Genomic DNA, 26,933 nt, shown 5'->3' with positions numbered 1-26,933 from the left:
GCCGCCACGCAGGGACGCCGATGAAAGCATTGCTCGAACGTGTGTCGCCGTTGCCGTTCTTCGGCGCCACCGCGATCGCGCTGTGCCTGATCGCTTACGCCAGCTTCGCGCCGCAGCGCGCGGCCGCGATGTTCGACGCCGCCAATGCCTGGATCATCGCCGAGGCCGGCTGGTTCTACCTGCTCTCGGTCGGCATCTTCGTGGTCTTCCTGCTCGCGCTGGCGCTCAGCCCACTGGGGCGGATCAAGCTCGGGCCGGACGACGCCACCCCCGACTACGGCTTCGGCACCTGGGTCGCGATGCTGTTCAGCGGCGGCATGGGCATCGGCATCGTGTTCTACGGTGTCGCCGAGCCGATCACCCACTTCGGCTTCCCGCCGGACGCGGCGCCGGGCTCGCCACAGGCCGCGCGCGACGCGATGGAGGCGACGTTCTTCCACTGGGGCGTGCACGCCTGGGCGATCTACGCGGTGGTGGGACTCGCGCTGGCCTACTTCGGGTACCGACGCGGGCAGCCGCTGCTGCTGCGCTCGGCGTTCCGGCCCCTGCTCGGCCGCCACACCGACGGGATCGCCGGCGACCTGATCGACATCTTCGCCGTGGTCGGCACGCTTGCCGGCCTCGCCACTTCGCTCGGCCTCGGCGTGTCGCAACTCAACGCCAGCATGAACTACCTGTTCGGGCTGCCGCAGTCGCTGGCGATGCAGCTGTGGCTGATCGCGATCGTGACCCTGCTCGCGACGCTGACGGTCGCGACCGGCCTGGACAATGGCATCCGCCGCATGAGCGAGCTGATCATCCTGGTCTCGTTCCTGCTGATGTTCCTGGTGCTGGCGCTGGGGCCGACCGAGTTCCTGCTGCGCGCGTTCGTCGAGAACATCGGCCTGTACCTGGACGGCTTCGTCTCGCGCACCTTCCACATCTACGCCTACGAGCCGACCGACTGGGTCGGCACCTGGACCCTGTTCTACTGGGGTTGGTGGATCTCGTGGTCGCCGTTCGTCGGCATGTTCATCGCGCGCATCTCGCGCGGGCGCAGCATCCGCGAGTTCCTATTCGGCGTGCTGTTCGCGCCGGCGGGCTTCAGCTTCATCTGGTTCACGATCTTCGGCGACACCGCGATCTGGCTCGACATCAACGTCGCCGACGGCGAGATCGGGCGCACCGTGGCCGACAACATGCCGGTGGCGCTGTTCACCGTGTTCGACTACCTGCCGTGGGCAACCTTCCTGTCGTGGATCACCGGCCTGCTGGTGGCGGTGTACTTCGTCACCGCCTCGGACGCCGGCGCGCTGGTGATCGCGATGATCACCTCGCGCGGCGACGAGGAGCCGGTGCTGTGGCTGCGCGTCGGCTGGGCGCTCGCCTGCGGCGCGGTCGCCGGCACCCTGCTGCTGGCCGGGGGGCTGGCGGCGGTGCAGATGGCCGCGGTAATCGCGGGCCTGCCGCTGGCGCTGGTGATGCTGCTGATGTGCTACGGCATCTGGAAGGCGCTGCGCGAGGAGACCCTGCTCCACCGCAGCGCGCTGCTGCCCGCCCCGCCGGCCGTCCCCGGCACGACGGTGCCCTGGCGACGCCGGCTGGCCGCGATCGTCAACCACCCTACCCGGGCACAGGCGGACAAGTACCTGGACGAGGTGGTGGCCGGGGCCTTGGCCCGGGTGGCGGCCGAGATGGCCGGCAGCGGGCTGGCCGCGGAGTCCGGCCGCGACGCGGACGGCGGCGCCTGGCTGCGGGTGGTGCACGAGGGCGTGCCGGATTTCCTGTACGCCGCGCGCGCGGTGCAGCACGCGATCCCCGCGTTCGCGCTCGCCGATGCCGCCCGCCGCGAGGGCGATCGCACCCGGTACTGGCAGGTCGAGGTGTTCCTGGCGCAGGGCGGGCGCGGCTACGACATCTACGGTTACGACGCTGAACAGGTGATTGCAGACGCGTTGGTGCACTACAACCGCTTCCGCCACTTCCTCTACGCATCCGCTTGACGACGGTCACGGCAAGGCCCCCGGGCGAGCGTGCTAGGCTCGATCGTCCCGGGGGATCCGGATCCATTGCAGACTTCGCGCAGAGGGCAACAGACATGGCGATCTTCGACCAGAAAACCGCGGCCAGGAAGGAAGCGTCCCCGTTCACCAACGAGCCGGCGCCGTTCCGCGAGCCGCCGGCCGCCAACACCGCGCCCGAGGCCGCCCCGGCCCAGCGCCAGGCCTCCGGCAAGGAATCGCTGATCGCCGCCGATCTCACCATCGAGGGCAAGATCGAGGGCGCCGGCAACGTCCGCATCGCCGGCAAGTTCAAGGGCGACGTCAACGTGCAGGGCGACCTCACCATCGAGCAGGGCGCCAAGCTCACCGGCGGCGTGCGCGCGCGCCGCGTGGTCATCTCCGGCGAGCTCGAGGGCAACATCGAGACCGCGCAGCAGGTCGAACTGCAGCAGGGCGGCGTGCTGGTCGGCGACGTCAAGGCCGGCTCGCTCACCGTCGCCGCGGGCGCGCGCATGCGCGGCCAGGCCGACTTCGGCTGGGACGAGAAGTCCGCAGGCGCCGGCAGCAACGGCAAGGCCAAGGTGGAGTCGCTGTCCGCGTCATGAGCACGGCGCGCCCGGGGAGCGCGGGCGCGACCCGCGCCTGCCCCCACTGCAAGGCGACCATCCTCGAAAGTGCCAGCGTGTGCCCCGCGTGCCGGGGCCACCTGCGTTACGACGAGGCGTCGCTCGCGCGCGACAAGACGAAGGTCAAGCCGCTGCACATCGAGGGCACGCTCGCACCGCCCGGCGGCGACGACCGCACCTGGGAGTACGCCATGGTGCTGAGCATCCGCAACGAGCGCGGCGAGGAAGTGAACCGCCAGGTGATCGGCGTCGGTGCGCTCTATCCCGGCGACCAGCGCAGCTTCACGCTCGAGGTCGAGATGACCGAGGCGACGGGCGCGAAGGCCCGCCGCAAGCACTGACCGCTCCTCCTTGTGGGAGCGGCGGAAGCCGCGAAGGTTTTCAGCGCGCCGCCGCCAACCCCCGCGCCATCCGCGCGTTCCACGCGAACCCGGCCACCAGCACGACCAGCACCACGAGCTGCGCCAGCAGCGTTTCCAGCGTCGAGTGGATGCCGAGCAGGTCCACGCGCGGCACCGGCACCAGGGTCATCGACACCCAGCCGGCTTCCTGCAGCGCGGCCACGCCCTTGCCCGCCAGCACCACCGCGAGCACCGCGATCAGCACCGCGCTGGCCTTGAAGAAGGTGCCGAACGGCAGCCGCCTGCTGAAGCGCAACATCGCCCAGGCCACGACCGCCAGCGCCACCGCGGCCACCGCCGCGCCGGACAGCACCGCGGCGTGGTTGCCCTGGCTCCACAGCGCCGCGTAGAACAGAACCGTCTCGAAGGCCTCGCGGTACACGATCAGGAACGCGAGCCCGAACAGGAACCAGCTCGAGCCCTTCGACAGCGCGTGCGACAGCTTCTCGCGGATGTAGCGCTGCCACGCGTCGGCCTGGCCCTTGCCGTGCATCCAGATGCCGACCGAGACCAGCACCACCACCGCCACCAGCGCGGCGATGCCCTCGGTGATCTCGCGGCTGGCGCCGCTGATCGCGACCAGGCTGGTGGCCGCGAACCAGGTCGCGAAGCCGGCCAGCAGCGCGCCGATCCAGCCGGCGTGCACGTACGGCATGGCATCGGTGCGGTTGGCCTTGCGCAGGAACGCGACCATCGCGATCACCAGCAGCAGGGCCTCGATGCCCTCGCGCAACAGGATGGTCAGCGCGCCGACGAAGGCGGCGCCGGCACCGGCGGCCTGGTCGTCCGTGAGCACCTGCTCCGAGCGGTCGAGCAGCACCGCGACCTCGTCCGCGCGCGCCGCGACCTCGCCCACCGGCGCGCGGCTGCCGATGTCCGCGCGCAGCCGCGCCATCGCGGTCTCGACTTCGGCCATCAGCCCGGCGTCGCGCGCACGCAGCATGGGTTCGACCGGCTCGAACCCGTCCAGGTAGGCCGACAGGATCTTTTCCCGCGCGAGCGCGTGGTCGCCGGTGGCGTAGGCCGCGGCACCCTCGCGCAGGCGCAGGCGCGCCAGGTCGAGCAGGCCGCCGCTCCCGGGCGCGGCCTCGGCGGTGGCCTCCGGGTGCCGGCGCAGGTACGCGGTGAGCGCATCGGCCTCGGCGCCCTGCAGGCCGGCGATGGAGGCGGGCAGCGCCTGCACCAGTGCATCCAGGTCGGGCAGCGCGGCGCGCACGTCGGCGCGCCGTTCCCACAGCGCCTTGCCGGCCTCGCTGTCCGGGAAGGCCATCTGCCCGATGTGGAACGCGAGCGCCCAGCGGTCGGCTTCGGGCAGCTGCGCATAGCTGGCCATGCTGGTGCCGTCGAGGCCGTTCTCGATCACCTGCTGGAGGCCGAACACGCTGCGCTGGCGCGCGCGCTCGAGGTCGGTGAAGGCGATCGGCGCCGGCTCCAGGCCGACCCCGGCGGGACCGTCGCCGTCGCCGGTGGGGCCGTGGCAGCTCGCACAGTACTGGTGGTACAGGGTGTCGGCGCGGGCCAGATCCGGCACCTCGGCGGGACCGCGCGGCACCGGATAGGCCTCGAGCAGGGCGTCGGCCAGCGCGCGCGCCTGGCGGTCCACCTCCGACGGGTCCGCCCTGCCCGCGATCGCCTGCTGCAACGCCTGCGCCCGCGCCTGCAGGTCCGGGAGCGCCGGCTCCGCCGGGAGCCCGGCCAGCCGCTCGGACACCGTCGCCGAGAACTCCTGCATTTCGCCGTATTCGAGCTCGCTGATGACCTCGCCGTCCTGCACGGCCGCGGCGTAGTCCACCGCGATGTAGTCCAGCAGTTGCCAAAGCTGCTGCACCTGCGGGTTGGCCCTGGCGGCAAGCGCCGCGGCCAGCAGGACGGCCAGGGAAACGAATCGGAGCAGGCTCATCGGGAGCAGGCGCATCGGGGTGTCCGTCGGAAACAATCCCCGCATTCTACGAGAAAACGAGAATGGATCGCATTTGCTTCCGGCAAGGCCAGGCCGGGCGCGCGGTGCCCGCCGGTATCATGGAGCGCCATCCAGCAGCAGGAGCCGAGGCGTGAGCGAACCCATGCGGTTGACCCGGGACGGCGCCGTCGCCCGCCTGCGCCTGGAGCGCCCGGAACTGCACAACGCCTTCGACGACGCCCTGGTCGCGGCCCTGACCCGCACGCTCGAGGGGCTGGCCACCGATGCCGCGGTGCGCGTGGTGGTGCTGGAGGGCGCCGGCGCCTCGTTCTCGGCCGGCGCCGACCTGAACTGGATGCGCGGCATGGCCGCGGCCAGCGAGGACGCCAACCGCGAGGACGCCCTCGCCCTCGCCCGCCTGCTGCGCACCCTGGACGAACTGCCGAAGCCGACCATCGCCCGCGTCCACGGCGCCGCGTTCGGCGGCGGCGTCGGCCTGGTCGCCGCCTGCGACATCGCCATCGGCGTGCCCGCGGCGAAGTTCGGGCTCACCGAGAGCCGGCTAGGCCTGCTGCCGGCGGTGATCTCGCCCTACGTCGTCGCCGCCATCGGCAGCCGCAACGCGCGCCGCTACTTCGCCAGCGCCGAGGTCTTCGACGCCGCCGAGGCGCACCGCATCGGCCTGCTGCACGAGGTGGTGGAGGCGGACGCGCTGGACGCCGCCGTGCAGCGCCAGGTCGACCTGCTGCTGAAAGCCGGCCCGGTCGCGGCCGCCGCGGCCAAGGCCCTGGTCCGCAACGTCGCCCACGCCTCCGGCCCGGTCGCCATCGACGCCGCCAACGCCGACCTCATCGCCCGCCTCCGCGTCTCCCCCGAAGGCCAGGAAGGCATCACCGCCTTCCTCGAAAAACGCAAACCTTCGTGGGTGGGGTAAGGCATTTTTTAGCCACAGATTTCACAGATGAAAAAAAGGATTGGGTGCGCATGGATGCGAACTCACGCCGGTACATCGAAGCCGCGTTGACCCGCCGGATCATTGGTGCGTTCTACGAGACCTATAACCTGCTGGGGCATGGCTTCCTGGAAGGGGTCTACGAAAATGCCCTGGCACTGGAGATGGAAGCCCAGGGAATTGGCTTCGTGCGCCAAGCCAGCCTGGAAGTGCGCTTCAAGGGAAAATGCGTCGGCATCTTCAGGGCAGACTTCCTGGTGGAAGGTAAAGTGATCGTGGAGATCAAAGCCGTGGAGCACCTTCTCCCTGCCCATGATGCCCAGCTTCTGAACTACCTGAAAGCCACGAATATCCCTTTGGGCCTTCTCCTGAACTTTGGCCCCAAGGCCCAAGTGCGACGCCGCATCTACTGACGAGCCAAATCCTTTTTTATCTGTGAAATCTGTGGCCAAAAGAATGTTCGAGAAGATCCTGATTGCCAACCGCGGGGAGATCGCTTGCCGGGTGATCCGGACGGCGCGGCGGTTGGGGGTGCGGACGGTGGCGGTGTTCTCGGAGGCGGACCGGGATGCGCAGCACGTGCGGCTGGCGGACGAGGCGTATCCGGTCGGCGGGCCGCGGCCGCAGGAGTCGTACCTGCGCGGGGACGCGATCATCGCGGCGGCGTTGGCCTCGGGCGCGCAGGCGATCCATCCGGGCTACGGGTTCCTGTCGGAGAACGCGGACTTCGCCGACGCGGTCGAGGCCGCCGGCCTGGTGTTCATCGGGCCCAAGGCGGCCTCGATGCGGAAGATGGGCAGCAAGGCCGGTGCCAAGGAGTTGATGGCGGCGGCCGGGGTGCCGGTGGTGCCGGGCTATACCGGCGAGGACCAGTCGCCCGACCTGCTCCGGCGCGAGGCCGATCGGATCGGGTATCCGCTGATGATCAAGGCTGCGCACGGCGGCGGCGGCAAGGGTATGCGCATCGTGCGCGAAGCGGGCGAGTTCGCCTCGGCGCTGGAGAGCTGCCAGCGCGAGGCCGCCAACGCCTTCGGCCGCGACCGCGTGCTGCTCGAACGCTACGTCGAGTCCCCGCGCCACATCGAGATCCAGGTGTTCGGCGACGCCCACGGCAACGTCATCCATCTCAATGAGCGCGAGTGCTCGGCGCAGCGGCGCTACCAGAAGGTGCTGGAGGAAGCGCCCTCTCCGTTCGTGACGCCGGAGCTGCGCGCGGCGATGGGAGCGGCCGCGGTCCAGGCCGCGCGCGCGATCGACTACGCGAACGCGGGCACGGTGGAATTCATCGTCGCACCGTCGGGCGAGTTCTTCTTCATGGAGATCAACACCCGGCTGCAGGTGGAGCACCCGGTCACCGAGATGACCACCGGGCTCGACCTGGTCGAGTGGCAGCTGCGGGTCGCGGCCGGCGCCCCGCTGCCGCTGGCGCAGGAGGACATTCCGCAGCGCGGCCACGCGATCGAGGTGCGGCTGTACGCGGAGGATCCGGAAGCCGGCTTCCTCCCCGGTTCCGGCAAGCTGGAACGGCTGCGGCTGCCGGCGGCGTCGGCGCACGTGCGGGTGGACTCGGGCGTGGTCGAGGGCGACACGGTCACCATCTTCTACGACCCGATGATCGCCAAGCTGATCGTGCACGACGCCGACCGCGCGCGGGCACTGGCGCGCCTGCGCGAGGCGCTGGCGCAGTGCGAAGTCGCGGGGCCGAAGTCGAACATCGCCTTCCTCGAGCGGCTGGTGCGGCATCCCGCGGTGGTCGAGGCGCGGATCGACACCGGTTACCTCGACCGCCACCTGGACGAGTTCCTGCCCGATCCCGACGCGCCGATCGCGCCCGCGCTGCTGGTCGCGGCGGCGACCGCGCGGATGCTGCTGCAGGAACAGGCGGCCGCGCGCCGCGCCGCGGCCTCCGGCGATCCGGGATCGCCGTGGGCGCTGGCGGACGGCTGGCGGTTGGGGCATGCGGGCAAGCGCCTGCTCGGCTTCCTGCATCGCAGCCGGCGCCTGGACCTCGTGGCCCACGGCCACGGCGGCCGCTACAGCATCCAGCCGATGGCACCGGAAGAAGGCGCGATCGTGGAAGTTGACGGCGCATTCCTGCACGATGGCGTCCTGAGCGCCCGCTTCGACGGCGCCGCCGCCAGCTACCGCGTGCTGCACGCGCCCGGCAGCCTGGTGCTGCACGACGGCGAGCGCCGCCTGCCGCTGGTTCCGGTGGAGGTGTATCGTCGGGACAGCGACACGTCGTCGGTACAGGACGACAAGCTGCGCGCGCCGATGCCGGGACGCGTGGTCGTGGTCCGGGCCGCACGGGGGGACAACGTCGTGGCGGGACAGGAACTGCTGGTGATCGAGGCGATGAAGATGGAGCTGGCGCTCAAGGCGCCGCGCGACGGCAAGGTCGCGGCCGTCACCGCCAGCGCCGGCGAGTTCGTCGAGGCCGACACCGTGCTGCTGGAGCTGGAGGCTTGAGATGGCGCTCCCCCGCAGCGTCCGCATCGTCGAAGTCGGGGCCCGCGACGGGCTGCAGAACGAAAAGGCGATCGTCCCCACCGCCGCCAAGATCGAACTGATCGACCGGCTCTCGGCCACCGGCCTGCAGAGCATCGAGGCGACGAGCTTCGTCAGTCCCAAGTGGATCCCGCAGCTGGCCGACGCCGCCGAGGTCATGGCCGGCATCGAGCGCCGTCCGGGCGTGCGCTACCCGGTGCTGGTGCCGAACCTGCAGGGCTACGAACGCGCGCGCGCCGCGGGTGCGGAGGACATCGCGGTGTTCACCGCGGCCTCGGAAGTGTTCAACCAGCGCAATACCAACGCCGGCATCGACGAGTCGCTGCAGCGCTTCGCCCCGGTGCTCGAGCGGGCGCGCGCGGACGGCGTGCGCGTGCGCGGCTACGTCTCCACCGTGCTCGGCTGCCCCTACCAGGGCGAGGTGCCGCTGGCGGACGTGGTGCGGGTGGCGCGCGCGCTGCACGCGATGGGCTGCGAGGAGGTCTCGCTCGGCGACACCATCGGCGTCGGCACCCCGGGCAAGGCCCGCGACATGCTGCGCGCGGTTGCCGGCGAAGTGCCGATGGAGCGGCTTGCGGTGCACTTCCACGACACCTACGGCCAGGCCCTGTCGAACATCCTCGCCTGCCTGGAGGAAGGCGTGGCGGTGGTGGACTCCTCGGTGGCCGGCACCGGCGGCTGCCCGTACGCGCGCGGCGCCAGCGGCAACGTCGCCAGCGAGGACGTCGTGTACATGCTGCACGGGCTCGGGATCGAGACCGGCATCGACCTGGACCGGCTGGTCGCCACCGGGCGCTGGCTGGCGGCCTTGCTGGGGCGCGAAAGCGGCAGCAAGGTCGGCCGCGCGCTGGCGGGGGCGTGAGCAGGCGCGCGCCAGACGCCCCGCCCCAGCCGCCCGCGCCGGGCGGCGAGGACACGCTGCTCGCGTTGCTGGGCGCGCTTGGTGACCCGGGCCTGCCGGACGACGCCCGCGCGCTGCTGCAGGACGCCGCCGACGCGCTGCAGGTCGCGCTGCTGGTGGCCGAGTCCGAGCGCGTCCGCTACCGCGCTCTGTTCGACGCGGTGCCCGACCCGGTGAGCGTGATCGCCTGGGACGGCACCGTGCTCGACCTCAACCGCGCCGGCGCCGAGGCGTACGGCCGTCCCGCGCACGAGATCATCGGCCAGGACATCAACGTGCTGAACCCGGACCTGCCGCGCGACCACATGGGGCCCGTGCGCGACACCCTCGCCAGCGGCCGCAGCCACGTGGTCGAGGTCACCAACATGCGGGCCGACGGCACCCGTTTCCCGGTGGAGGTGCACTCGGCCAACTTCGAGTACGAGGCGCAGCCGTGCGTGGTCGCGGTGGCGCGCGACATGAGCGGGCGCGCCGAGGCCGAGCTGCGCTACCGCGAGCTGATGGCGGTGGTGGACAAGGGCATCCTGGTGCGCGACGCCTCGGGCACGGTCGTCTACGCCAACGCCGCGGCCATGCGCATGCTCGACGTTGATCCGACCCTGGGCGTGGCCGAGTCGATGCGCCCGTCGCGCTGGAAGGTGATCGACGAGGACGGCAAGGAGCTGTCCGAGCAGGACATGCCCTCGTTCCGCGCACTGCGCCAGGGCAAGGCCGAGGACAACAAGGTGCTCGGCTTCTACCACCTGGGCCTGCGCAAGCTGACCTGGTTCGCGGTGACCTCGGTGCCGCAGTACGCGCCGGGCGCCGACCGGCCGCACCAGGTGCTGTCGCTGTTCACCGACGTCACCAAGCTCAAGCGCGACAGCGCGCTGTTCGCGCGCGTGCAGGAGATGGCGCACATCGGCGCCTGGGAGTGGGACTCGGCGCGCGACCGCCTGTACCTGAGCGGCGAGGCCATGCGCATGCTCGGCCTGGAGCACCCGCCCGGGACCATGCACGAGGCGCAGCAGGTGCTGGTCGAGAACGACCGCAAGCGCCTGCAGGCGGCGGTCGAGCGGCTGCTCGCCGGCGGCAGCGGCTTCGACCTGGAGCTGCGCGGCACCCGTGCCGGGGAGACGTTCTGGGTGCGCGTGATCGGCGAGTCCGAGGCCGGCAACCCGCTGGCCCTGCATCTCACCGGCACCGTGCAGGACATCACCGAGCGCAAGCGCGCCGAGGAGGCGCTGCGGGTGCAGGCGCGCACCGACCCGCTCACCGGAATGCTCAACCGCGACGCCATCCTCGGCCAGGTCGCCGACTGGCTCGACGATCCGGCGATGTCGCGCTTCGCGGTGCTGTACGTCGACCTGGACCGCTTCAAGGTGGTCAACGACGTGCTCGGCCACGCCGCCGGCGACGGCCTGCTGGTGTCGGTGGCGCGGCGCATCGGCGACGCAGTCGGCGAGGAAGGGCTGGTCGCGCGTTTCGGCGGCGACGAGTTCCTGGTGGTGTGCGGCGCCTCCGACGACCCCGGCCGCCCCGAACGCATCGCCAACGCGATCGTGGATGCGCTCGGCGAGAGCTTCCACTTCGAGGACGAGGACTTCGCGATCACCGCCAGCATCGGCATCGCCCACTCCCCCACCGACGGCAGCACCGTGCAGGCGCTGATCCAGAACGCGGACGCGGCGATGTACGACTCCAAGCGCCGCATCCGCAACGGCTGGCAGGCCTACACCCCGGCGCTGGCGAAGTCGCGCGAGGAGCGCCTGCGGGTGGAGACGCACCTGCGGCGCGCGGTCGAGAACGACGAGTTCCACCTTGTCTACCAGCCGCAGGTCGAGCTCGCCAGCGGCCGCATCGTCGCCGCCGAGGCGCTGATCCGCTGGGACAACCCGCAACTGGGCGAGATGCGCCCGGACCACTTCATCGCGCACGCGGAGGTCACCGGCGACATCGTGCGCATCGGCAACTGGGTGCTGCGCGAGGCCTGCCGCCAGGCGCGCGCCTGGCGCGACAGCGGGCCCGGCGACGTGCGGATCGCGGTCAACGTCTCCTACCGGCAGTTCCTGGGCGACGACCTGGCGATCACCGTGCGCGCGCTGCTGGAGGAGTTCGGGCTGCCTGGCGACGCGCTCGAGCTCGAGTTCACCGAGCGCGTGCTGATCGAGGACGCGCCCGACACCCAGCGCAACTTCGCCGCGCTGCGCGCGCTCGGCGTGAAGCTGGCGATCGACGACTTCGGCGAGGGCTATAGCGCGCTCAACTACCTGCGCCGGCTGCCGATCCACGGGCTCAAGCTGAGCCAGATGTTCGTGCACGGCGTGCCCGGCAACGAATCCGACGTGGCGGTGTGCCAGGCGGTAGCCGGGATCGCGCGCAGCCTCGGGCTCGGCCTGGTCGCCGAGGGCGTGGAGACCGGGGCGCAGCGCGACTTCCTGATCGCGCTCGGGGTGCCGGTCGGCCAGGGCTTCCTGTTCGCACCCGGGCTGGCCCCGGACGAGTTCGCGGCGCGGCTGGCGGGCTCGACCTCGGAGACCGTCACCGCATGAGCGCTCGCGACTGGTCGATCCGGCCGATCGCGCCCGCGGACGATGCCGCGGTCGCGCGCATCATCCGCACCGTGATGCCCGAGTTCGGCGCCTGTGGCGAGGGCTTCGCGATCAACGACCCCGAGGTGGACTGGATGTCGCGCGCCTACGCGGCCCCGCGCAACGCCTACTTCGTGCTCGAGCGCGACGGCTCCGTGCTGGGCGGTGGCGGGATCGCGCCGCTGGTCGCCGGGCCGGCGGACACCTGCGAACTGCGCAAGATGTACTTCCTGCCCGAGGCCCGCGGACTGGGCGCGGGCACGGCGATGATGGCCCGCTGCCTGGAGGCGGCGCGCGCCGCCGGGTTCGCCCGCTGCTACCTGGAAACCCTCACCGGGATGGGCGCGGCGCAGCGCCTGTACGCGCGCAGCGGCTTCCGCCGCATCGAGGGCCCGCTGGGGGCCACCGGGCACGGCGGCTGCAATACGTTCTACCTCCGCGACCTGTAAAATCGCGGCTTTCCCCGCAGGATCGCCCGATGCAACTGAATGCCTCACGCGCCGTGATCACCGGCGGCGTGTCCGGACTCGGACTCGCCGTGGCCCGCCACCTGGTCGCCAAGGGCGGCAAGGTCGCGCTGCTCGACGTCAACGAGGAGAAAGGCGCCGAAGCGGTCGCCGGACTCGGCGACGGCAACGCGCGCTTCTTCCGCACCGACGTCACCGACGAGGCGCAGGTCGAGGCGACGCTGGCCCAGGCCCGCGGGTTCCTGGGTGGCCTGAACGTGGCCGTGAACTGCGCCGGCATCCTTGGCGCCGGGCGCGTGCTCGGCAAGGAAGGCCCGATGCCACTGTCGCGCTTCCAGGCCACGGTCATGGTGAACCTGGTCGGCAGCTTCAACGTCGCCAAGGCCGCCGCCGCGCTGATGCAGGAGAACGAAACGGGCGAGGACGGCGAGCGCGGCGTGATCGTCAACACCGCGTCGGTCGCGGCCTACGAGGGCCAGATCGGCCAGGCCGCCTATTCCGCCTCGAAGGGCGGCGTGGTCGGCATGACCCTGCCGATGGCGCGCGAGCTGGCGCGCTTCGGGATCCGGGTGATGACCATCGCCCCGGGCGTGTTCTGGACCCCGATGGTGGACGGCATGCCGGACAGCGTGCAGGAGTCGCTCGCTGCCTCGATCCCGTTCCCCTCGCGCCTCGGCAAGCCGGAGGAATACGCCTCGCTGGTCGCGTACATCCTCGGCAACACCTACCTCAACGGCGAGACCATCCGCCTCGACGGCGCGACGCGCCTGGCACCGAAGTAAGCACTCCATGAAGGCCTACGACATCAAGAAGGGCAACGTCGTCGAGCACAACGGCGGCGTCTACCAGGTCCGCGACATCGAGCGCAGCTCGCCGCAGGGCCGCGGCGGCAACGTCAAGTACCGTTTCACGCTGTACTCCGTGCCGGGCGGCAACAAGCTCGACCTCAGCCTCGGCGCCGAGGACGACCTGCGCGAGGTGGAGCTGACGCGCCGGCAGGCGACCTACTCCTACCGCGACGGCGAGGCTTTCGTGTTCCTGGACGACGAGGACTACACGCCGTACACGCTCGACGCCGACCTGGTCGGCGACGACGCCGGCTACATCGTGGACGACCTGTCCGGCTGTTACGTGCAACTCATCGACGACACGCCGGTGGCGCTGCAACTCCCGCAGAGCGTGGCGATCGAGGTGGTCGAGACGCCGCCGGAGCTCAAGGGCGGCACCGCCACCAAGCGGCCGAAGCCGGCGACGCTGTCCACCGGCATCGAGATCCTGGTGCCCGAGTACGTCGCCAGCGGCGAGAAGGTGTGGGTCAACACCACCACCGGCGAGTTCGCCGGCCGCGCGGACTGATCGCGGCGCCAGCGCCGCTCCTACACGCGCAGCTCCATCCACTTCCGCGCCATGCGGCGGACCGACGCGTCCGCCGCTTCGTCGCGCGCCAGTTCGGCGATCCCGCGCCACGCCAGCGCGTGCGACTCGTCGCTGACCACGAAGGCTTCGTCCGCGCCCGCACGCACCACGTAGCGCACGTCGTAGTGCCAGTGCGGCGGCACGCCCTTGTGCTCGGGGATCCAGTGGCGGTCGAGGTCGAAGATCGCGTCGCCCTCGAGCCGCAGGTCCGGCAGCCCGGACTCCTCCCCGGCTTCCTTGAGCGCTGCGCGCGCCAGGTCGTCGTCGCCGTCGGCATGGCCGCCGAGCTGGAGCCACAGCCCGAGCTTGCGGTGGTGGGTCAGCAGGGTGCGCGCGCCGTCCGCGGCGACCAGCCAGGCGGAAGCGGTGAAGTGCCCGGCGAGCCGCTCGCGCAGGAACCCGTGGCCGCCTTCCGCCAGCAGTTCCTCGAACAGCGCGACCGTGCCCGCTTCGCCCGGCCAGCGCCGGCGGTAGTCCGCCAGCGCGGCCTGCAACGGGCGTCGCGGGTCAGTCCCCGGCACCCGCGCCGGCGTCCTGCTCGTGCTTGCGCCTGACCCAGAACTCGGCGTTGCGGATCCCCAGGCCCTCGGGGTCGAAGCGCAGTTCACCGCCCGCCTTGCGCTGGCGTTCGTAGTCGCGCAGCGCGGCGAGCGCCGGCTTCTGCAGGATGATGATCGCGACCAGGTTGAGCCAGGCCATCAGGCCGACGCCGATGTCGCCGAAGCCCCAGGCCGCGCTGGTGGTGCGCAGCACGCCCCAGACCACCGCGGCCAGGATCACCACCCGCAGCAGCTGGATCAGCCACGGCCGGTGCACCTTGCGGTTGATGTAGGCGACGTTGGTCTCGGCCATGTAGTAGTACGTGACCAGCGTGGTGAACACGAAGAACAGCACCGCCAGCGCCACGAAGCCCGCGCCCCAGCCCGGCAGCGCGGAGTCCACCGCCGCCTGCGGGAAGTCGGGACCGGCCACCGCACCCGGCAGCGCCTGGTACAGGAAGCCACCGGCGACCGCCGGATCGGGGATGTTGTACATGCCGGTCGACAGGATCATGAAGGCGGTCGCGCTGCACACCAGCAGCGTGTCCACGTAGACCGCGAACGCCTGCACGAAGCCCTGCTGCGCCGGGTGCGCGACCTCGGCGGCGGCGGCCGAGTGCGGACCGGTGCCCTGCCCGGCCTCGTTCGAGTAGACGCCGCGCTTGACGCCCCACTCGATCGCCAGGCCGACCATCGCGCCGAAGCCGGCGTCGAATCCGAAGGCGCTGCCGATGACCATCTGGAACATCGCCGGCAGGCGGTCGGCGTTGAGCACCATCAGCGCCACCGCGACGATGATGTAGGCCGCGGCCATGAACGGGACCACGACCTCGGCGAAGGTCGCGATCCGCTTGACGCCGCCGTAGATGATCAGCGCGAGCCCGACGGTGATCACCGCTGCCAGCGCCAGCGGCGGCACCTCGAACGCGTTGACCATGCTCTCGGACAGCGTGTTGATCTGCACGATCGGCAGCAGGAAGCCGCAGGCCGCGATGGTGACCACCGCGAACAGCCACGCGTACCACTTCTGCCCCATCGCCTTCTCGATGTAGTAGGCGGGGCCGCCGCGGTACTGGCCGTTGTCGTCGCGCTCCTTGTAGATCTGCGCCAGGGTGCACTCGACGTAGGAAGTCGAGGCGCCGAGGAACGCCATCACCCACATCCAGAACACCGCGCCCGGGCCGCCGAACGCGATCGCGGTGGCGACGCCGGCGATGTTGCCGGTGCCGACGCGGCCGGCGAGCGACATGGCCAGCGCCTGGAACGACGAAACGCCCGACTGCGAGGACTTGTTGTTGGCCATCAGCCGCAGCATCTCCGGCACGCCGCGCACCTGCATGAAGCGCGTGCGGATGGAGAAGTACAGGCCCAGCGCCAGGCACAGGTAGATGAGCGCGGGGCTCCAGATGATCGCGTTGATCGCGTCGAGGGTCTCTTGCAAGACAGCCGCTCCCCTGCGGAAAAGAGCCGTGAGCCTACCAGCCCCCGCGACCGCTGCGCACCCCCATGGATGCGGTGCGCGCGGGGCGCCGACCCTGCCATAGGTCATGCCTTGCCGCTTGATTCGGCGCTGGGGTAAGGTGCTGCGTCGCCCACCGCGCTGCGCGGCGGGCCGGGGTCAATGGGGATTTCAATGCTCGACAACCTGTTCAGGACCAAGCCGATCGCTCCCGCGGGGCACGTGGACGCCGGCGAACCCTTCGAAGGCTCGCTGCAGGGCGAGGTCACCCTCAAGCGCACGCTCACGGGCACCCAGCTGATCCTGCTCGGCATCGGCGCGGTCATCGGCGCCGGCATCTTCGTGCTCACCGGCCAGGCGGCGGCCGAGTACGCCGGCCCCGCGGTGATGCTCAGCTTCGTGCTCGCCGGCCTCGCCTGCGCCTTCGCCGGCCTGTGCTACGCCGAGTTCGCGGCCATGCTGCCGGTCTCGGGCAGCGCCTACTCCTATTCCTATGCCACCCTCGGCGAGGGCGTGGCCTGGTTCATCGGCTGGTGCCTGGTGCTCGAGTACCTGTTCGCGGCCTCGACCGTGGCGGTCGGCTGGTCCGGGTACCTGAATGCGTTCCTGGGCAACTTCGGCGCGCAACTGCCCGAAGCGCTGGCCAGCGCGCCCTACGTGTACGAGGCGGCCACCGGAAAGTTCGTCGGCACCGGCGCGATCCTGAACCTGCCGGCGGTGCTGATCATCGCCGCGGTCAGCGGCGTCGGCTACGTCGGCATCAGCCAGTCGGCGTTCGTGAACTCGATCATCGTCGCGATCAAGGTCACCGTGATCGTGATGTTCATCGGCTTCGGCCTGCAGTACGTGGACCCGTCCAACTGGGAGCCGTTCATCCCGGCCAACGAGGGCGGCACCCGCTACGGCATGGAAGGCGTGATCCGCGCCTCGGCGGTGGTGTTCTTCGCCTACATCGGCTTCGACGCGGTCTCGACCGCCGCCGGCGAGGCCAAGAACCCGCAGCGCGACATGCCGATCGGCATCCTCGGCTCGCTCGCGGTCTGCACCCTGCTCTACATCCTGATGAGCGCGGTGCTGACCGGCATGATGCCGTTCGCGCAGCTCGGCACCCCGGAGCCGGTCTCGACCGCGCTCAACAACTACCCGGCCCTGGGCTGGCTGCAGACCCTGGTCGAGATCGCCGCGATCGCGGGCCTGGCCTCGGTGATCCTGGTGATGCTGATGGCGCAGCCGCGCATCTTCTATTCGATGGCGCAGGACGGCCTGATGCCGAAGATGTTCGGCCGCTGCCACCCGAAGTACCGCACGCCGCACATCGGCACGGTGATCGTGGGCGTGATCGCGGCGCTGCTGGCCGGCCTGCTGCCGGTCGGCTTCCTCGGCGACATCGTCTCGATGGGCACGCTGCTGGCGTTCGCGGTGGTCAGCATCGGCGTGCTGATCCTGCGCTACACCCGGCCGAACGTGCAGCGCCCGTTCAAGGTGCCGTTCGCGCTCCTGATCTGCCCGCTCGGCTTCCTGTCGTGCATGTACCTGTTCTGGCAGGTGTTCCGCGAGCACTGGCACCTGCTGGTCGGCTGGCTGGTGATCGGCGCGATCGTGTACGCGCTGTACGGATACCGCCACAGCAAGCTCCGCGCCGGCTAAGCAAGCAAGGCAATGCAGACGCGCAAGATCGGTCCCGTGCTGGCGACCTTCGTGGTCGCCAACAACATGATCGGCTCGGGGTTCTTCCTGCTCCCGGCCAGCCTCGCCGCCTCCGGCGCGATCACCGCCTTCAGCTGGGTCATCGGCACCCTGCTGGCGGTCGTGCTGGGCGGCGCGTTCGCGCGGCTGGCGCGCGACTACCCCGACCTCTCCTCCGCCGACGACTACGTGCGCCCGGCGCTCGGGCGCGACGCCAGCTTCCTCGCCTCGACCCTGTACTGGGCGTCCTCGTGGATCGGCAACAACGCGATCGCGGTGGCCGCGTTCGGCTACCTGGTGACGCTGCTGCCGCTCGACGGCGGCGACCCGCAGGTGCAGGTCGCCGGGCAGATCGTGCTGATCTGGCTGATGTTCGCGATCAACCTGCTCGGCCCGAAACCTGTCGCCAGGTTCCAGTCGCTGTGCGTGGTGTTCGGGCTGGCGCCCGTTGCGCTGGTGCTCCTGTTCGGCTGGGGCAGCTTCGACCGCGGCATCTACGAGGCCGCCTGGAACGTGTCCGGGCAGTCCGACGCGGCGGTGGTGTTCGGTTCGCTCTCGCCGGTGTTCTGGGCCTTCGTCGGCCTCGAGACCGGCGCGATGATCGCCGGCCTGGTGCGCGACCCCGACCACGACGTGCCGCTGGCGACGCTCGGCGGCGTGCTGCTCGCGGGTACGGTCTACGTCGTGTCCTCGGTGCTGGTGATGGGCATCGTGCCGGCGGCCGAGCTAGAGGCCTCGAGCGCGCCCTTCGCGCTGGTCGCGGCCGAGATCTTCGGGCCGTGGGCAGCGGTGGCGATCGCCGCCGCCGCGGCGCTCAAGGCCACCGGCACGCTCGGCGGCTGGATGCTGGTGAGCGGCGAGACCGGCGCGCGCGCGGCGCAGCACGGCTACCTGCCGGCGATCTTCGGCCGCCTGAACAGCCGCGGCGCCGCCGGCTGGGGCCTGCTCATCATCGCCTCGGCGATGTCGCTGATCGCGATCCTGACGCTGTCGCCCAAGGTCTCCGGGCAGTTCGGGGTAATCATCAACATCGTGGTCAACCTGGTGGTGCTGGCCTACGCCGCCGCCGGGCTGAGCCTGGTGGTGGGCACGCGCGAGCGCCGGCCCAGCCTGCGCGACCGCCTGCTCGGCATCGGCGCGCTGGTCGCCTGTGCACTGCTGTTCGCGTCCTCGTCGGTGGACATGATGGTGGGTGCGGCGGGCGCCATGGCGCTGGCCTGGATCCTGTACCGGATCTTCGGCCGCCGGGGCTAAACTGGGCGGCATGAACGCCGCCCCCGCCTATGACGGCCAGCGCCTGCGCCACCTGGCCGGCGAGCTGATCACCAACGTCCGCGAACTCGCCCAAGCGGGCTGGACGCCGGCGACCAGCAGCAACTTCTCGCAGCGCCTGGACGAGCGCCACGTCGCGATCACCGTGTCCGGGCGCGACAAGGGCCGCCTGACCGAGGCCGACATCATGGTCGTCGACCTCGACGGCCGCGCCGTCGGCAGCGACCACCGCCCCTCCGCCGAGACCCTGCTGCACACCCAGCTCTACGCGCGCTTCGCCGAGATCGGCTGCGTGCTGCACACCCATTCGCGGGTACAGACCGTGGCCTCGCGCCTGTTCGCCGGCGCCGGGCACGTGCGGCTGGAGGGCTACGAGCTGCTCAAGGCCTTCCACGGCAACACCACGCACGAGACCAGGATCGACCTGCCGGTGCTGCCCAACAGCCAGGACATGGCGACCCTCGCCGCGCAGGTGGACGCGCTGCTCGACGAGCGCTGCATGTGGGGCTACCTGATCGACGGCCACGGCCTGTATGCCTGGGGGCGCGACATGGCCGAAGCGCGCCGCCACCTGGAGGCGTTCGAATTCCTGCTCGGCTGCGAGCTCGACCTGAGGAACCTGCAATGCCCGGTGTGACCACCCAGGCGACCGGCCCGGCAACGGCCAGCCGGCTGCGCATCTTCCGCGACGACCATCCCGACGAGGCGCTGCTGTCCACGCAGGACCGCGGGGAGATGGCACGCGAGCTGGCCGCGATCGGCGTCACCTTCGAGCAGTGGGAAGCCTCGCGGCCGGTGATGCCGGGCGCCTCGCCCGAGGAGGTCATGGAGGCCTACCGCGCCGACATCGACCGGCTGGTCGCCGAGCGCGGCTTCCGCAGCGTGGACGTGGTCAGCATCGCGCCGGACCACCCGCAACGCGAGGCGATGCGCGCGAAGTTCCTCGACGAGCACTTCCACAAGGAAGACGAGGTGCGTTTCTTCGTCGCCGGCTCAGGTCTGTTCACCCTGCACGTGGGCGACCGCGTTTACGAGGTCCTGTGCACGCAGGGCGACCTGATCGCGGTGCCGGACTCGACCACCCACTGGTTCGACATGGGCCCGGAGCCGAGCTTCGTCGCGATCCGCTTCTTCACCGAACCCGACGGCTGGGTCGGCCACTTCACCGGCACCGACATCGCCCGGCGCTTCCCTCGCTACGAATGACACATGATTCTTGCCACAGATTGCACAGATTTCAAAACGATTTACACAGAGGTTTTTATGTTTTTTGATCCTTTTGAATCTGTGAAATCTGTGGCCAAAGATACTTCCAAGTGACGACGATCCTGACGGACATCGAGGGGACCACTAGCAGCATCTCGTTCGTGAAGGAGGTGCTGTTCCCGTTCGCGCGCAGGGCGCTGCCGGGGTTCGTGCGCACGCACGGCGACGACCCGGAGGTGCGGCGCTGGCTGGACGCGGTGGCGGCCGAGCACGGCGCCATGTGCGACGACGCGATGATCGTCGAGACCCTGCAGGGCTGGATCGACCAGGACCGCAAGCACACCGCGCTCAAGGCGCTGCAGGGCATGGTCTGGCGCGAGGGCTACCTGTCGGGCGAGCTCCGCGCCGACATGTACCCGGACGCGGTCGCCGGCCTCCAGCGCTGGCACGCCGCCGGGCACCGGCTGGCGTTGTATTCGTCGGGCTCGGTGGCGGCGCAGAAGCTGCTGTTCGCGCATACCGACGCCGGCGACCTGGCCTCGCTGTTCGATGCCTTTTTCGACACCGAGGTCGGGCACAAGCGCGAGTCCGGCAGCTACGCCACGATCGCCAGCCAGCTCGGCGTCGAGGCCGGCGACATCGTGTTCCTGTCGGACGTGGTCGAGGAACTGGACGCAGCGCGCGAGGCCGGCATGCGCACGGTGCTGCTGGACCGCCGCGAGGACTATCCGCAGCCCCGTACCAAGGCCGAATGCAACGGCCATCCGCGCGTCGGGTCCTTCTCCGCGGTGGACCCGTACCTGTAGGAGCGGCGCTAGCGCCGCGACCGGGAAACAGCTCGCCGCCATGGCGGCTCCTACGGTCGCGGCGCGAGCGCCGCTCCTACATTCCGTCGGCTAGGCGGTAGCGGGTGCTGGCGCGCTGTTCGCCGCGCCAGCGGTCCATGTAGCGGACCTCCACGGTGTGTTCGCCGATCGCGAGGTCGGTCGGCAGCGCGCCGCGCCACAGGTGGTGCGACGGTTCCGCCTCTGGCGAGCGGTCCCAGCCCCGCAGTTCGGTGGCCAGGTCGTCGCGCACGTTCTCCACCACCAGGCGCGGATCGGGCTGCAGCACCTTGCGCATCGGACGCCACGCGCCCTCGTCCACGCGGTATTCGACGACGGTGTCGTCCATGCCCATGTAGACGTTCGCGTAGACGCCGAAGGCCGGGTAGGCGCCGCGGCGCAGCACCTTCGGCGCATGCAGCCCGATCGTGGCGTCGTCCGGATCCCTGGCGTTGTGCCAGTACAGCGCGTAGTCGCCGCCCTGCCCGGCCACCAGCCGCGCGTAACCGTTCGGCGTGCCGTCGGCCATGGTCGCGTCGGGGACGCCGGCCGCGTCCTCCACGCCCGACCAGAACGCGCCGCAGGCGGCGCCGACGTTGTACTCGTGCACGTGCCCGTGGAAGACGTGCCGCTGCGTGTGCCTGTGCCCGCTCAGCACCAGCACGCGGGGGAACGGCTGCAGCAACGCGAGCAGGCGTTCGCGGTCGGCGGCGCGGAACGCGTCATCGAACAGCGGGATGTGGAGGGCGAGCACCAGCAGCCGGTCCTTCGGCACGCCCGGCAGGTAGGCCTCGAGGAAGTCGAACTGGTCGTCGCGCAGGCCGCCGAGGTAGGCGGGGCGCCGGCCCGGTTGCGCGATGACGTCGTCCAGGCCGATGAAGCTCGCCTGCGGCTCCTCCCAGGCCACGGTGTCCGGGCCGTAGGTGCGGTGGAAGGTCGCGAGCGAAGCGGCGTCGTCCGCGGCGTCGCCGTCGAGATCGTGGTTGCCGGCGACGTGCAGCCAGGGCACGCCCAGCGAGGTGGTGACCTTGTTGATCGTCGGATACAGCGACAGGTCGTCGGCGACGATGTCGCCCAGGCTCAGGCCCAGCCGTGCCGTGGTGCCCTCCAGCGGCTGGACGATGTCGGTGTAGTAGTCGTCTATGTCGACCAGCGACGCGACCTGCGGGTCGGCGAACACCAGCACCTCGAGGGCGTCGCCAGCCGCGCGCGGCGGCGACAGCGCCACGTCGAAGCGGCCGTCGTCGGCGTCGGCGATGTGCCAGAACGACGGCAGGCCGTCGTCGCCGCGTCCGAACGCACGACCAGGGGGCTTGATGGCGAATACCACGTCGCCCTTCGCGGCTTCGATGGCATAGCTGCCGTCCGCGGCGCTGCGCACGATCGCGCGGCCGTTGGAGAGGCCGATGCCGCCGATGCCCTGCTCGCCGGCATCGTGCAGGCCGTTGCCGTTGGCGTCCTCGAACACGATGCCGGAGGCGGTGCCGGCAACTGCGGGGGCCGAAAAGAACAGGAGGATTGCAAACACCCATCCTGTGGGAGCGCGCCTTGCGCGCGATCGCGGCCAAGGGCTGCTCCCACAAGGGCCGGGGCGGTGACGGATCACCTGCCGCTCCTCGCCGCGGCCAGCACGCTCCCGTCGGCGACCATGCCGACCGCTTCGCGCACGTCGCGGTCCAGCGCGCGGTCGTGCGCGAGGAAGGCGATGCGCTCGCGGATCGCAGCGTGCGCGGCGGCCACCGCATGGCCCGGACGGGCCCCGCCCTCGACCATCGCGAGGCGCAGGTCCAGGGCCTGGGCCGCGGTCATCAGTTCCAGCGCCAGCACCTTGCCGAGATCGTCCACCATCGCGAGCACGTGGCGCGCCTCGTTGGCGCCCATGGACACGTGGTCCTCGGCGTTGGCCGAGGTCGGGATCGAATACACCGAGGCCGGCATCGCGCGCGTGGCGAGGTCGTTGACGATCGCCGCCGCGGTGTACTGCACGATCATGAAGCCGGACTCGGTGCCGTCGGCGTTGCCGACCAGGAAGGCCGGCAGGCCGTCGCTGGTCGCCGGGTCCACCAGCTTGTTCAGGCGGCGCTCGCTGATCGAGGCCAGCACCGGGATCGCCGCCTTGACGTAGCTCATCGCCAGCGCCAACGGCATGCCGTGGAAGTGGCCGGCCGAGATCACCTGGCGGTCAAGGCGCGCGTCGCCGGCGTCCGGGAACACCAGCGGGTTGTCGGTGACCGCGTTGAGCTCGATCTCGAGCACGCGCGCGGCCTGGGCCGCGGCGTCGCGCACCGCGCCGTGCACCTGCGGCACGCAGCGCAACGAGTAGCTGTCCTGCGGCTGCACCTTCTTGCCGGGGACGCGGTCGTAGGCGATGTCGGCCAGGGTGGAGCCCGCCAGCAACGCGCGCATCCGCGCCGCCACGTGGACCTGCCCTGGATGCGGACGCAGCGCGTGCACCTCTTCCGCGAACGCGCCAAGACGGCCGGCGAAGGCGTCCAGCGTCATCGCCGCCGCGAGGTCGGCGGTGTCCAGCAAATCCTCCAGCTTCGCCAGCGCCAGCACGCCGGTCGCCAGCATCTGCGCGGTGCCGTTGTTGAGCGCGAGGCCTTCCTTGATCGTCAGCGTGACCGGTTGCAGGCCGGCGCGCGCGAGTGCCTCGCCACCGGGCAGGCGTTCGCCACCGAAGAACGCCTCGCCGCCGCCAAGCAGCACGATCGCCAGGTGCGACAGCGGCGCCAGGTCGCCCGAGGCGCCGACCGAGCCGAGCTGCGGCACCACCGGCACCACCCCGGCGTTGAGCATGGCCGCGAGCGCCTGCACGGTGCCGACCCGGATCCCGGAGTGCCCGCGCAGCAGGGTGTTGATGCGGATGCACAGCATCGCCCGCACCACCTCCGGCGCGAACGGCTCGCCCACGCACACGGCATGGGTCTCGATCAGGTTGCGCTGCAGCTTCTCGGACGCGCCGCGCAGCGCGTGCCCGGCGCCGGCCAGCAGCTTGTCGGCGTTCATGCCGAAACCGGTGGTCACGCCGTAGATCGGCGCGCCCTGCTCGGCCTTGTCGGCGAGGAACGCGGCGGCGCGCGCCACGTTGCGCAACGCTCCCTCGTCGAGCGTGACGCTGGCACCGCGGGCGACCGCGACCAGCTGCGCGCGGGTCAGCGAGCGGCCGTCGAGATGGACCGGCTCCCCGGCGAGCGCGCTCATGCCAGCGCCTCGCGCAGCCGTTCCACGAGGGCGTCCTCGGCGACCTCGAACTGCTCGCCGCGGCGCAGGTCCTTGACCGCCACCGCGTTGCGCGCGGCCTCGTCGCTGCCGCGGATGAGCGCAAAGCGGATGCCCGCACGGTCGGCGTACTGCAGCTGCTTCGCCAGCTTGCGCGGCTCGAGCTGGGTCTCGACCTTGAAGCCGGCGGCGCGCAGCCGCTGCGACAGCGTCAGCGCGTCGCCGAGCATGGCGTCGTCCATCAGCGCGACCAGCACGTCCACCGGGCTTTCCGCCGCCGGCAGCAGGCCGGCCTCGCGCAGCTGGTAGAACAGCCGGGTCAAACCGATGGAGATGCCGACGCCGGGCAGCTTCGACTTGGTGTAGTGGCTGGCGAGGTCGTCGTAGCGGCCGCCGGAGCAGATCGAGCCGATCTCCGGGTGCGCGTCGAGCGTGGTCTCGTAGACGATGCCGGTGTAGTAGTCGAGGCCGCGCGCGATCGACAGGTTGAGGGCATAGCGGTGCTCGGGGACACCAAGCGCCTTGAGCTGGTCCAGCACCAGCCGAAGTTCCTCGCGGCCCTCCTCGAACAGCGGGGTGCCGCTGCCGAGCGCCTCGAGCTGTGCCAGCGCGTCGGCGTGGCCGGTCGAGCGCACGCGCGAGAAGGCCATGAGCTTCGCGACGACGTCGGACGCCAGGCCGAAGTCGCCGCCGGCCAGGGTCGCCGCCACCGCCTCCTCGCCGCGCTTGTCGAGCTTGTCGAGCTCGCGCAGCACCAGCAGCTGGCGCTCGCCGTCGATGCCCTGCCCCTCGAAGAAGCCGCGCAGCAGCTTGCGGTGGTTGAACTGGATGGTGAACTCGCCGATCGCCAGGCGCTCGAACACGGCGTTGATCACCGCCGGGATCTCGGCGTCGAAGCGCGGCGACAGGCCGTCCTTGCCGATCACGTCGATGTCGCACTGGTAGAACTCGCGGAAGCGCCCGCGCTGGGCCCGCTCGCCGCGGTACACGCGCTGCATCTGGTAGCGGCGGAACGGGAACGCCAGCTCGTGCTCGTGCTCGGCCACGTAGCGGGCCAGCGGCACGGTCAGGTCGAAGCGCAGGGCCAGCTCGGGCAGCCCGGGGCCGCCCTTCTCGAGGGCGCCGGTGGATTGGACGAAGTAGACCTGGCGCTCGGTCTCGCCCCCGGACTTGGTCAGCAGCACGTCGGTGAGCTCGAACACGGGGGTCTCGACCGGCAGGAAGCCGTAGGACTCGAAGGTGCCGCGGATGGCGTCGAGCATGCGCTGGAAGGCGACCTGGTCGCGCGGCAGCAGTTCCATGACGCCGGGCGGGGTGCGGGGCTTGATCAAGGGGGCTCCGGAGACTGAATCCGTGGACAGTTTACCGGTCCGCTACTTGCCCGGGACCCTCGGGGGTCCGTAAAATGGGTGGCTCACCTGTCGGGGTGTAGCTCAGCCTGGTAGAGCGCTACGTTCGGGACGTAGAAGTCGCAGGTTCAAATCCTGTCTCCCCGACCAAAGATCCTGGAACCGGCCCTTGCGGCCGGTTTTTTGTTGGCCGTGCCGTCGGGACGTGGACTCGGCTTCGGATGGGCGCTCCTGCGGGAAGGCGGGGGCCCTGCCCTCCTCCAGAGCGTTTTGAGTCGTCGGTCAGGACCCCCGCCTTCCCGCAACGCTCAACCGCGCTCGAGCTCTGCTGCCGGCTAGTTGGCCACGGTCAGCCGGCACAGGTCCGGCTCGGGGTCGAAAAGGAAGCGCTCGCCACCCAGGGGACGGAAGCAGGGCTTGAACAGCCGGCTGCCCAGGCCGGCCGGAGAGCGGAGGCCGTCGGTGCGCTTGCCGTCCACGATCGGGCCGTCTACGCGCAGCGCGCTGAGGCGGGAGAGGACGGTCGGGTGCAGCTTCAGCTTGCCGCCGTTGTAGCCGGACTCGAGTGCATAGCGCTCCAGGCTCCGCGGTTTCCGGCGGTAGATCTTCATTGCCTCCTGCGGGTCGTGCAGTTCACTGGTCAGGTCCTCGTTGACGCCGGGATGGTCGGCGGCAATGCCGTAGGCCCGCAGCTTGGCGAGCATCCAGTTGAGACTGACGCCGCTGAGCCGGCCTTCCTCGTAGCCGCCGCCCACGTCCGAGTGCGCGCCGGAGAACCACACCTCGTCGACCTTGGCGTCGAGCCACGCGTCGGCGGCCTCATCCGTGTAGGTCCAGGGTTCTCCGTCGGGCGTCCGCGTGCAGTGGTGCAGCAGGTGGCGACGCGTCAGCAGGATCGGGGTGAAGTCCCAGGCGCGGTTGTCGTCCAGCGACATGGCATGCGCTGCCTTGCGCACGTTGCAGAGCTGGTCGGCGTATTGCCGGTTCTCGCCCTCGACGTCCTCGTCCTCGTCGGGGAGGCCCATCGACTCCACGGTGTCCCACAGGCCCATGAACTCGACCGTCGCCGGCCGGAACTCCAGGCCGAGGCGGGCCTGCGCGGCGGCGATCCTTTTCCTGCGCAACTCGTCGCTGATGTCGCCCTTGTAGGCGTCGAACAGGACATCGGCGATCTGGCGTGCCCGTGCCTCCTTGGCGACGGGCTCCACGGGCAGTCCGCCGTAGTGCAGCAGCGAGGCGAGCACGCGAGCCGAGTAGGCGCCCCTGCTGAAGCCGAACAGGAAGACGCGGTCGCGTTCGTGGTGGTTCATGAGCAGGTAGGCGTAGGCCTGCTTGATCCGGTAGCGGAAACCCCAGCCGGTGGCCGCGCCGACCAGCTTGTCCTTCGCGCCGATGCCTTCGACGTAGAACGTGTCCACCGTGTCGCCCGCATCCTCGGACAGGATGAGGTTGAGCTTCATGACGTTGGTCCGCGACTCGAAGTCGTTCGCGGTGCCGTCCATGAAGACGGCGATGTCGTGCGGCGGCGGCAGCTTGGCGCGCGAGCGCATGGTCCAAGGGTTGCTGACGCAGCCCGCCGTCGCGCAACAGGCAAGCACGATGACCAGAAGTCTCTTCATTCCCCTCTCCCTGGAGTACGCACACCGCTCCGTG

General features: G+C 70.7%; 23 protein-coding genes and 1 tRNA gene. 17 read left to right on the top strand and 7 right to left on the bottom strand.

Translation table 11 applies throughout. From position 1 onward, the window contains the following. Positions 1-20 precede the first annotated feature (20 nt). The 3 genes from E4F25_RS01845 to E4F25_RS01835 all read left to right on the top strand — a co-directional run bounded on the left by E4F25_RS01845 (position 21) and on the right by E4F25_RS01835 (position 2,949). Positions 21-1,982: a BCCT family transporter gene (locus E4F25_RS01845; protein ID WP_140908568.1), complete on the top strand. Its 1,962-nt coding sequence runs from the start codon at positions 21-23 to the stop codon at positions 1,980-1,982. A 95-nt stretch (positions 1,983-2,077) separates the two neighbouring features. Then, a complete protein-coding gene (locus E4F25_RS01840) occupies positions 2,078-2,587 on the top strand; it encodes a bactofilin family protein (protein WP_140908567.1) in 510 nt (169 codons plus the stop codon). Continuing rightward, entirely contained in the window at positions 2,584-2,949 is a 366-nt protein-coding gene (locus E4F25_RS01835; protein ID WP_140908566.1) for a hypothetical protein, read from the top strand. Before E4F25_RS01840 ends, E4F25_RS01835 begins: the two co-directional genes overlap by 4 nt. A gap of 40 nt (positions 2,950-2,989) precedes the next feature. Here the strand turns inward: E4F25_RS01835 and E4F25_RS01830 are convergent, their stop codons facing one another. Then, positions 2,990-4,909, bottom strand: a complete 1,920-nt coding sequence (locus tag E4F25_RS01830; RefSeq protein ID WP_140910262.1) for an FTR1 family protein — start codon at positions 4,907-4,909, stop codon at positions 2,990-2,992. 163 nt (positions 4,910-5,072) lie between these two features. On the opposite strand from E4F25_RS01830, the gene E4F25_RS01825 reads away from it, so the two are divergent. Genes E4F25_RS01825 through efpL form a run of 8 tightly spaced genes read left to right on the top strand, consistent with a single transcriptional unit; the run spans position 5,073 to position 13,663 of the window. Beyond that, positions 5,073-5,843, top strand: a complete 771-nt coding sequence (locus tag E4F25_RS01825; protein ID WP_140910261.1) for an enoyl-CoA hydratase-related protein — start codon at positions 5,073-5,075, stop codon at positions 5,841-5,843. Positions 5,844-5,893: 50 nt separating this feature from the next. Next, a complete protein-coding gene (locus tag E4F25_RS01820) occupies positions 5,894-6,274 on the top strand; it encodes a GxxExxY protein (protein WP_140908565.1) in 381 nt (126 codons plus the stop codon). Between the two features lie 43 nt (positions 6,275-6,317). Further along, entirely contained in the window at positions 6,318-8,330 is a 2,013-nt protein-coding gene (locus E4F25_RS01815; RefSeq protein WP_140908564.1) for an acetyl-CoA carboxylase biotin carboxylase subunit, read from the top strand. A gap of 1 nt (position 8,331) precedes the next feature. Beyond that, positions 8,332-9,231, top strand: coding sequence for a hydroxymethylglutaryl-CoA lyase (locus E4F25_RS01810; protein ID WP_140908563.1), 900 nt, complete (start codon positions 8,332-8,334; stop codon positions 9,229-9,231). Beyond that, positions 9,228-11,801 carry a sensor domain-containing protein gene (locus E4F25_RS01805; RefSeq protein ID WP_140908562.1) on the top strand — a complete coding sequence of 858 codons (2,574 nt, stop codon included), beginning with the start codon at positions 9,228-9,230 and terminating at the stop codon, positions 11,799-11,801. Before E4F25_RS01810 ends, E4F25_RS01805 begins: the two co-directional genes overlap by 4 nt. Then, complete coding sequence (locus E4F25_RS01800) at positions 11,798-12,289, top strand: GNAT family N-acetyltransferase (protein WP_140908561.1); 492 nt, start codon at positions 11,798-11,800, stop codon at positions 12,287-12,289. The genes E4F25_RS01805 and E4F25_RS01800 overlap by 4 nt, the downstream gene beginning before the upstream one ends. A gap of 29 nt (positions 12,290-12,318) precedes the next feature. Further along, the gene (locus E4F25_RS01795) at positions 12,319-13,089 is read left to right on the top strand and encodes an SDR family NAD(P)-dependent oxidoreductase (protein ID WP_140908560.1); all 771 of its coding nucleotides are present in this window, start codon (positions 12,319-12,321) and stop codon (positions 13,087-13,089) included. Positions 13,090-13,096: 7 nt separating this feature from the next. Further along, entirely contained in the window at positions 13,097-13,663 is a 567-nt protein-coding gene (efpL, locus tag E4F25_RS01790) for an elongation factor P-like protein EfpL (protein ID WP_140908559.1), read from the top strand. A gap of 20 nt (positions 13,664-13,683) precedes the next feature. Here the strand turns inward: efpL and E4F25_RS01785 are convergent, their stop codons facing one another. Continuing rightward, the gene (locus tag E4F25_RS01785) at positions 13,684-14,244 is read right to left on the bottom strand and encodes an NUDIX hydrolase (protein WP_407062799.1); all 561 of its coding nucleotides are present in this window, start codon (positions 14,242-14,244) and stop codon (positions 13,684-13,686) included. After that, a complete protein-coding gene (locus tag E4F25_RS01780; protein ID WP_140908558.1) occupies positions 14,231-15,703 on the bottom strand; it encodes an alanine/glycine:cation symporter family protein in 1,473 nt (490 codons plus the stop codon). The genes E4F25_RS01785 and E4F25_RS01780 overlap by 14 nt, the downstream gene beginning before the upstream one ends. A 192-nt stretch (positions 15,704-15,895) precedes the next feature. Between E4F25_RS01780 and E4F25_RS01775 the strand changes: the two genes are divergently transcribed. The 5 genes from E4F25_RS01775 (at position 15,896) to mtnC (ending at position 20,691) form a co-directional block, all read left to right on the top strand. Beyond that, positions 15,896-17,368, top strand: coding sequence for an amino acid permease (locus tag E4F25_RS01775; protein ID WP_140908557.1), 1,473 nt, complete (start codon positions 15,896-15,898; stop codon positions 17,366-17,368). Positions 17,369-17,380: 12 nt separating this feature from the next. Beyond that, the gene (locus E4F25_RS01770; RefSeq protein WP_140908556.1) at positions 17,381-18,661 is read left to right on the top strand and encodes an amino acid permease; all 1,281 of its coding nucleotides are present in this window, start codon (positions 17,381-17,383) and stop codon (positions 18,659-18,661) included. A 10-nt stretch (positions 18,662-18,671) separates the two neighbouring features. Further along, on the top strand, positions 18,672-19,316 hold the full coding sequence (locus E4F25_RS01765) for a methylthioribulose 1-phosphate dehydratase (protein ID WP_140908555.1): 645 nt from the start codon (positions 18,672-18,674) through the stop codon (positions 19,314-19,316). Further along, a complete protein-coding gene (locus tag E4F25_RS01760; protein WP_140908554.1) occupies positions 19,304-19,885 on the top strand; it encodes a 1,2-dihydroxy-3-keto-5-methylthiopentene dioxygenase in 582 nt (193 codons plus the stop codon). The genes E4F25_RS01765 and E4F25_RS01760 overlap by 13 nt, the downstream gene beginning before the upstream one ends. A gap of 110 nt (positions 19,886-19,995) precedes the next feature. Then, positions 19,996-20,691: an acireductone synthase gene (gene mtnC / locus E4F25_RS01755; RefSeq protein ID WP_140908553.1), complete on the top strand. Its 696-nt coding sequence runs from the start codon at positions 19,996-19,998 to the stop codon at positions 20,689-20,691. A 76-nt stretch (positions 20,692-20,767) separates the two neighbouring features. On the opposite strand, the gene E4F25_RS01750 is transcribed toward mtnC, so the two are convergent. The 3 genes from E4F25_RS01750 to hisS form a co-directional block, all read right to left on the bottom strand. Then, positions 20,768-22,237, bottom strand: coding sequence for a calcineurin-like phosphoesterase C-terminal domain-containing protein (locus tag E4F25_RS01750; RefSeq protein WP_140908552.1), 1,470 nt, complete (start codon positions 22,235-22,237; stop codon positions 20,768-20,770). Positions 22,238-22,311: 74 nt separating this feature from the next. Beyond that, positions 22,312-23,913: a histidine ammonia-lyase gene (hutH, locus tag E4F25_RS01745; RefSeq protein ID WP_140908551.1), complete on the bottom strand. Its 1,602-nt coding sequence runs from the start codon at positions 23,911-23,913 to the stop codon at positions 22,312-22,314. Continuing rightward, positions 23,910-25,262 (bottom strand): histidine--tRNA ligase, encoded by a 1,353-nt coding sequence (gene hisS / locus E4F25_RS01740; protein ID WP_140908550.1) that lies wholly within the window; start codon positions 25,260-25,262, stop codon positions 23,910-23,912. Before hisS ends, hutH begins: the two co-directional genes overlap by 4 nt. 91 nt (positions 25,263-25,353) lie before the next feature. Here hisS and E4F25_RS01735 point away from each other — a divergent pair. After that, a tRNA-Pro gene (locus E4F25_RS01735) sits at positions 25,354-25,430 on the top strand. 185 nt (positions 25,431-25,615) lie between these two features. Here the strand turns inward: E4F25_RS01735 and E4F25_RS01730 are convergent. Then, positions 25,616-26,899, bottom strand: coding sequence for a phospholipase effector Tle1 domain-containing protein (locus E4F25_RS01730; RefSeq protein WP_140908549.1), 1,284 nt, complete (start codon positions 26,897-26,899; stop codon positions 25,616-25,618). Positions 26,900-26,933: the final 34 nt, after the last annotated feature.

It is taken from the genome of Cognatiluteimonas lumbrici, assembly GCF_006476065.1.
Classification (GTDB): Bacteria; Pseudomonadota; Gammaproteobacteria; order Xanthomonadales; family Xanthomonadaceae; genus Cognatiluteimonas; species Cognatiluteimonas lumbrici.
Note: the sequence above shows the minus strand (reverse complement) of the source record. Positions and strands in the feature narration are given on the sequence as shown.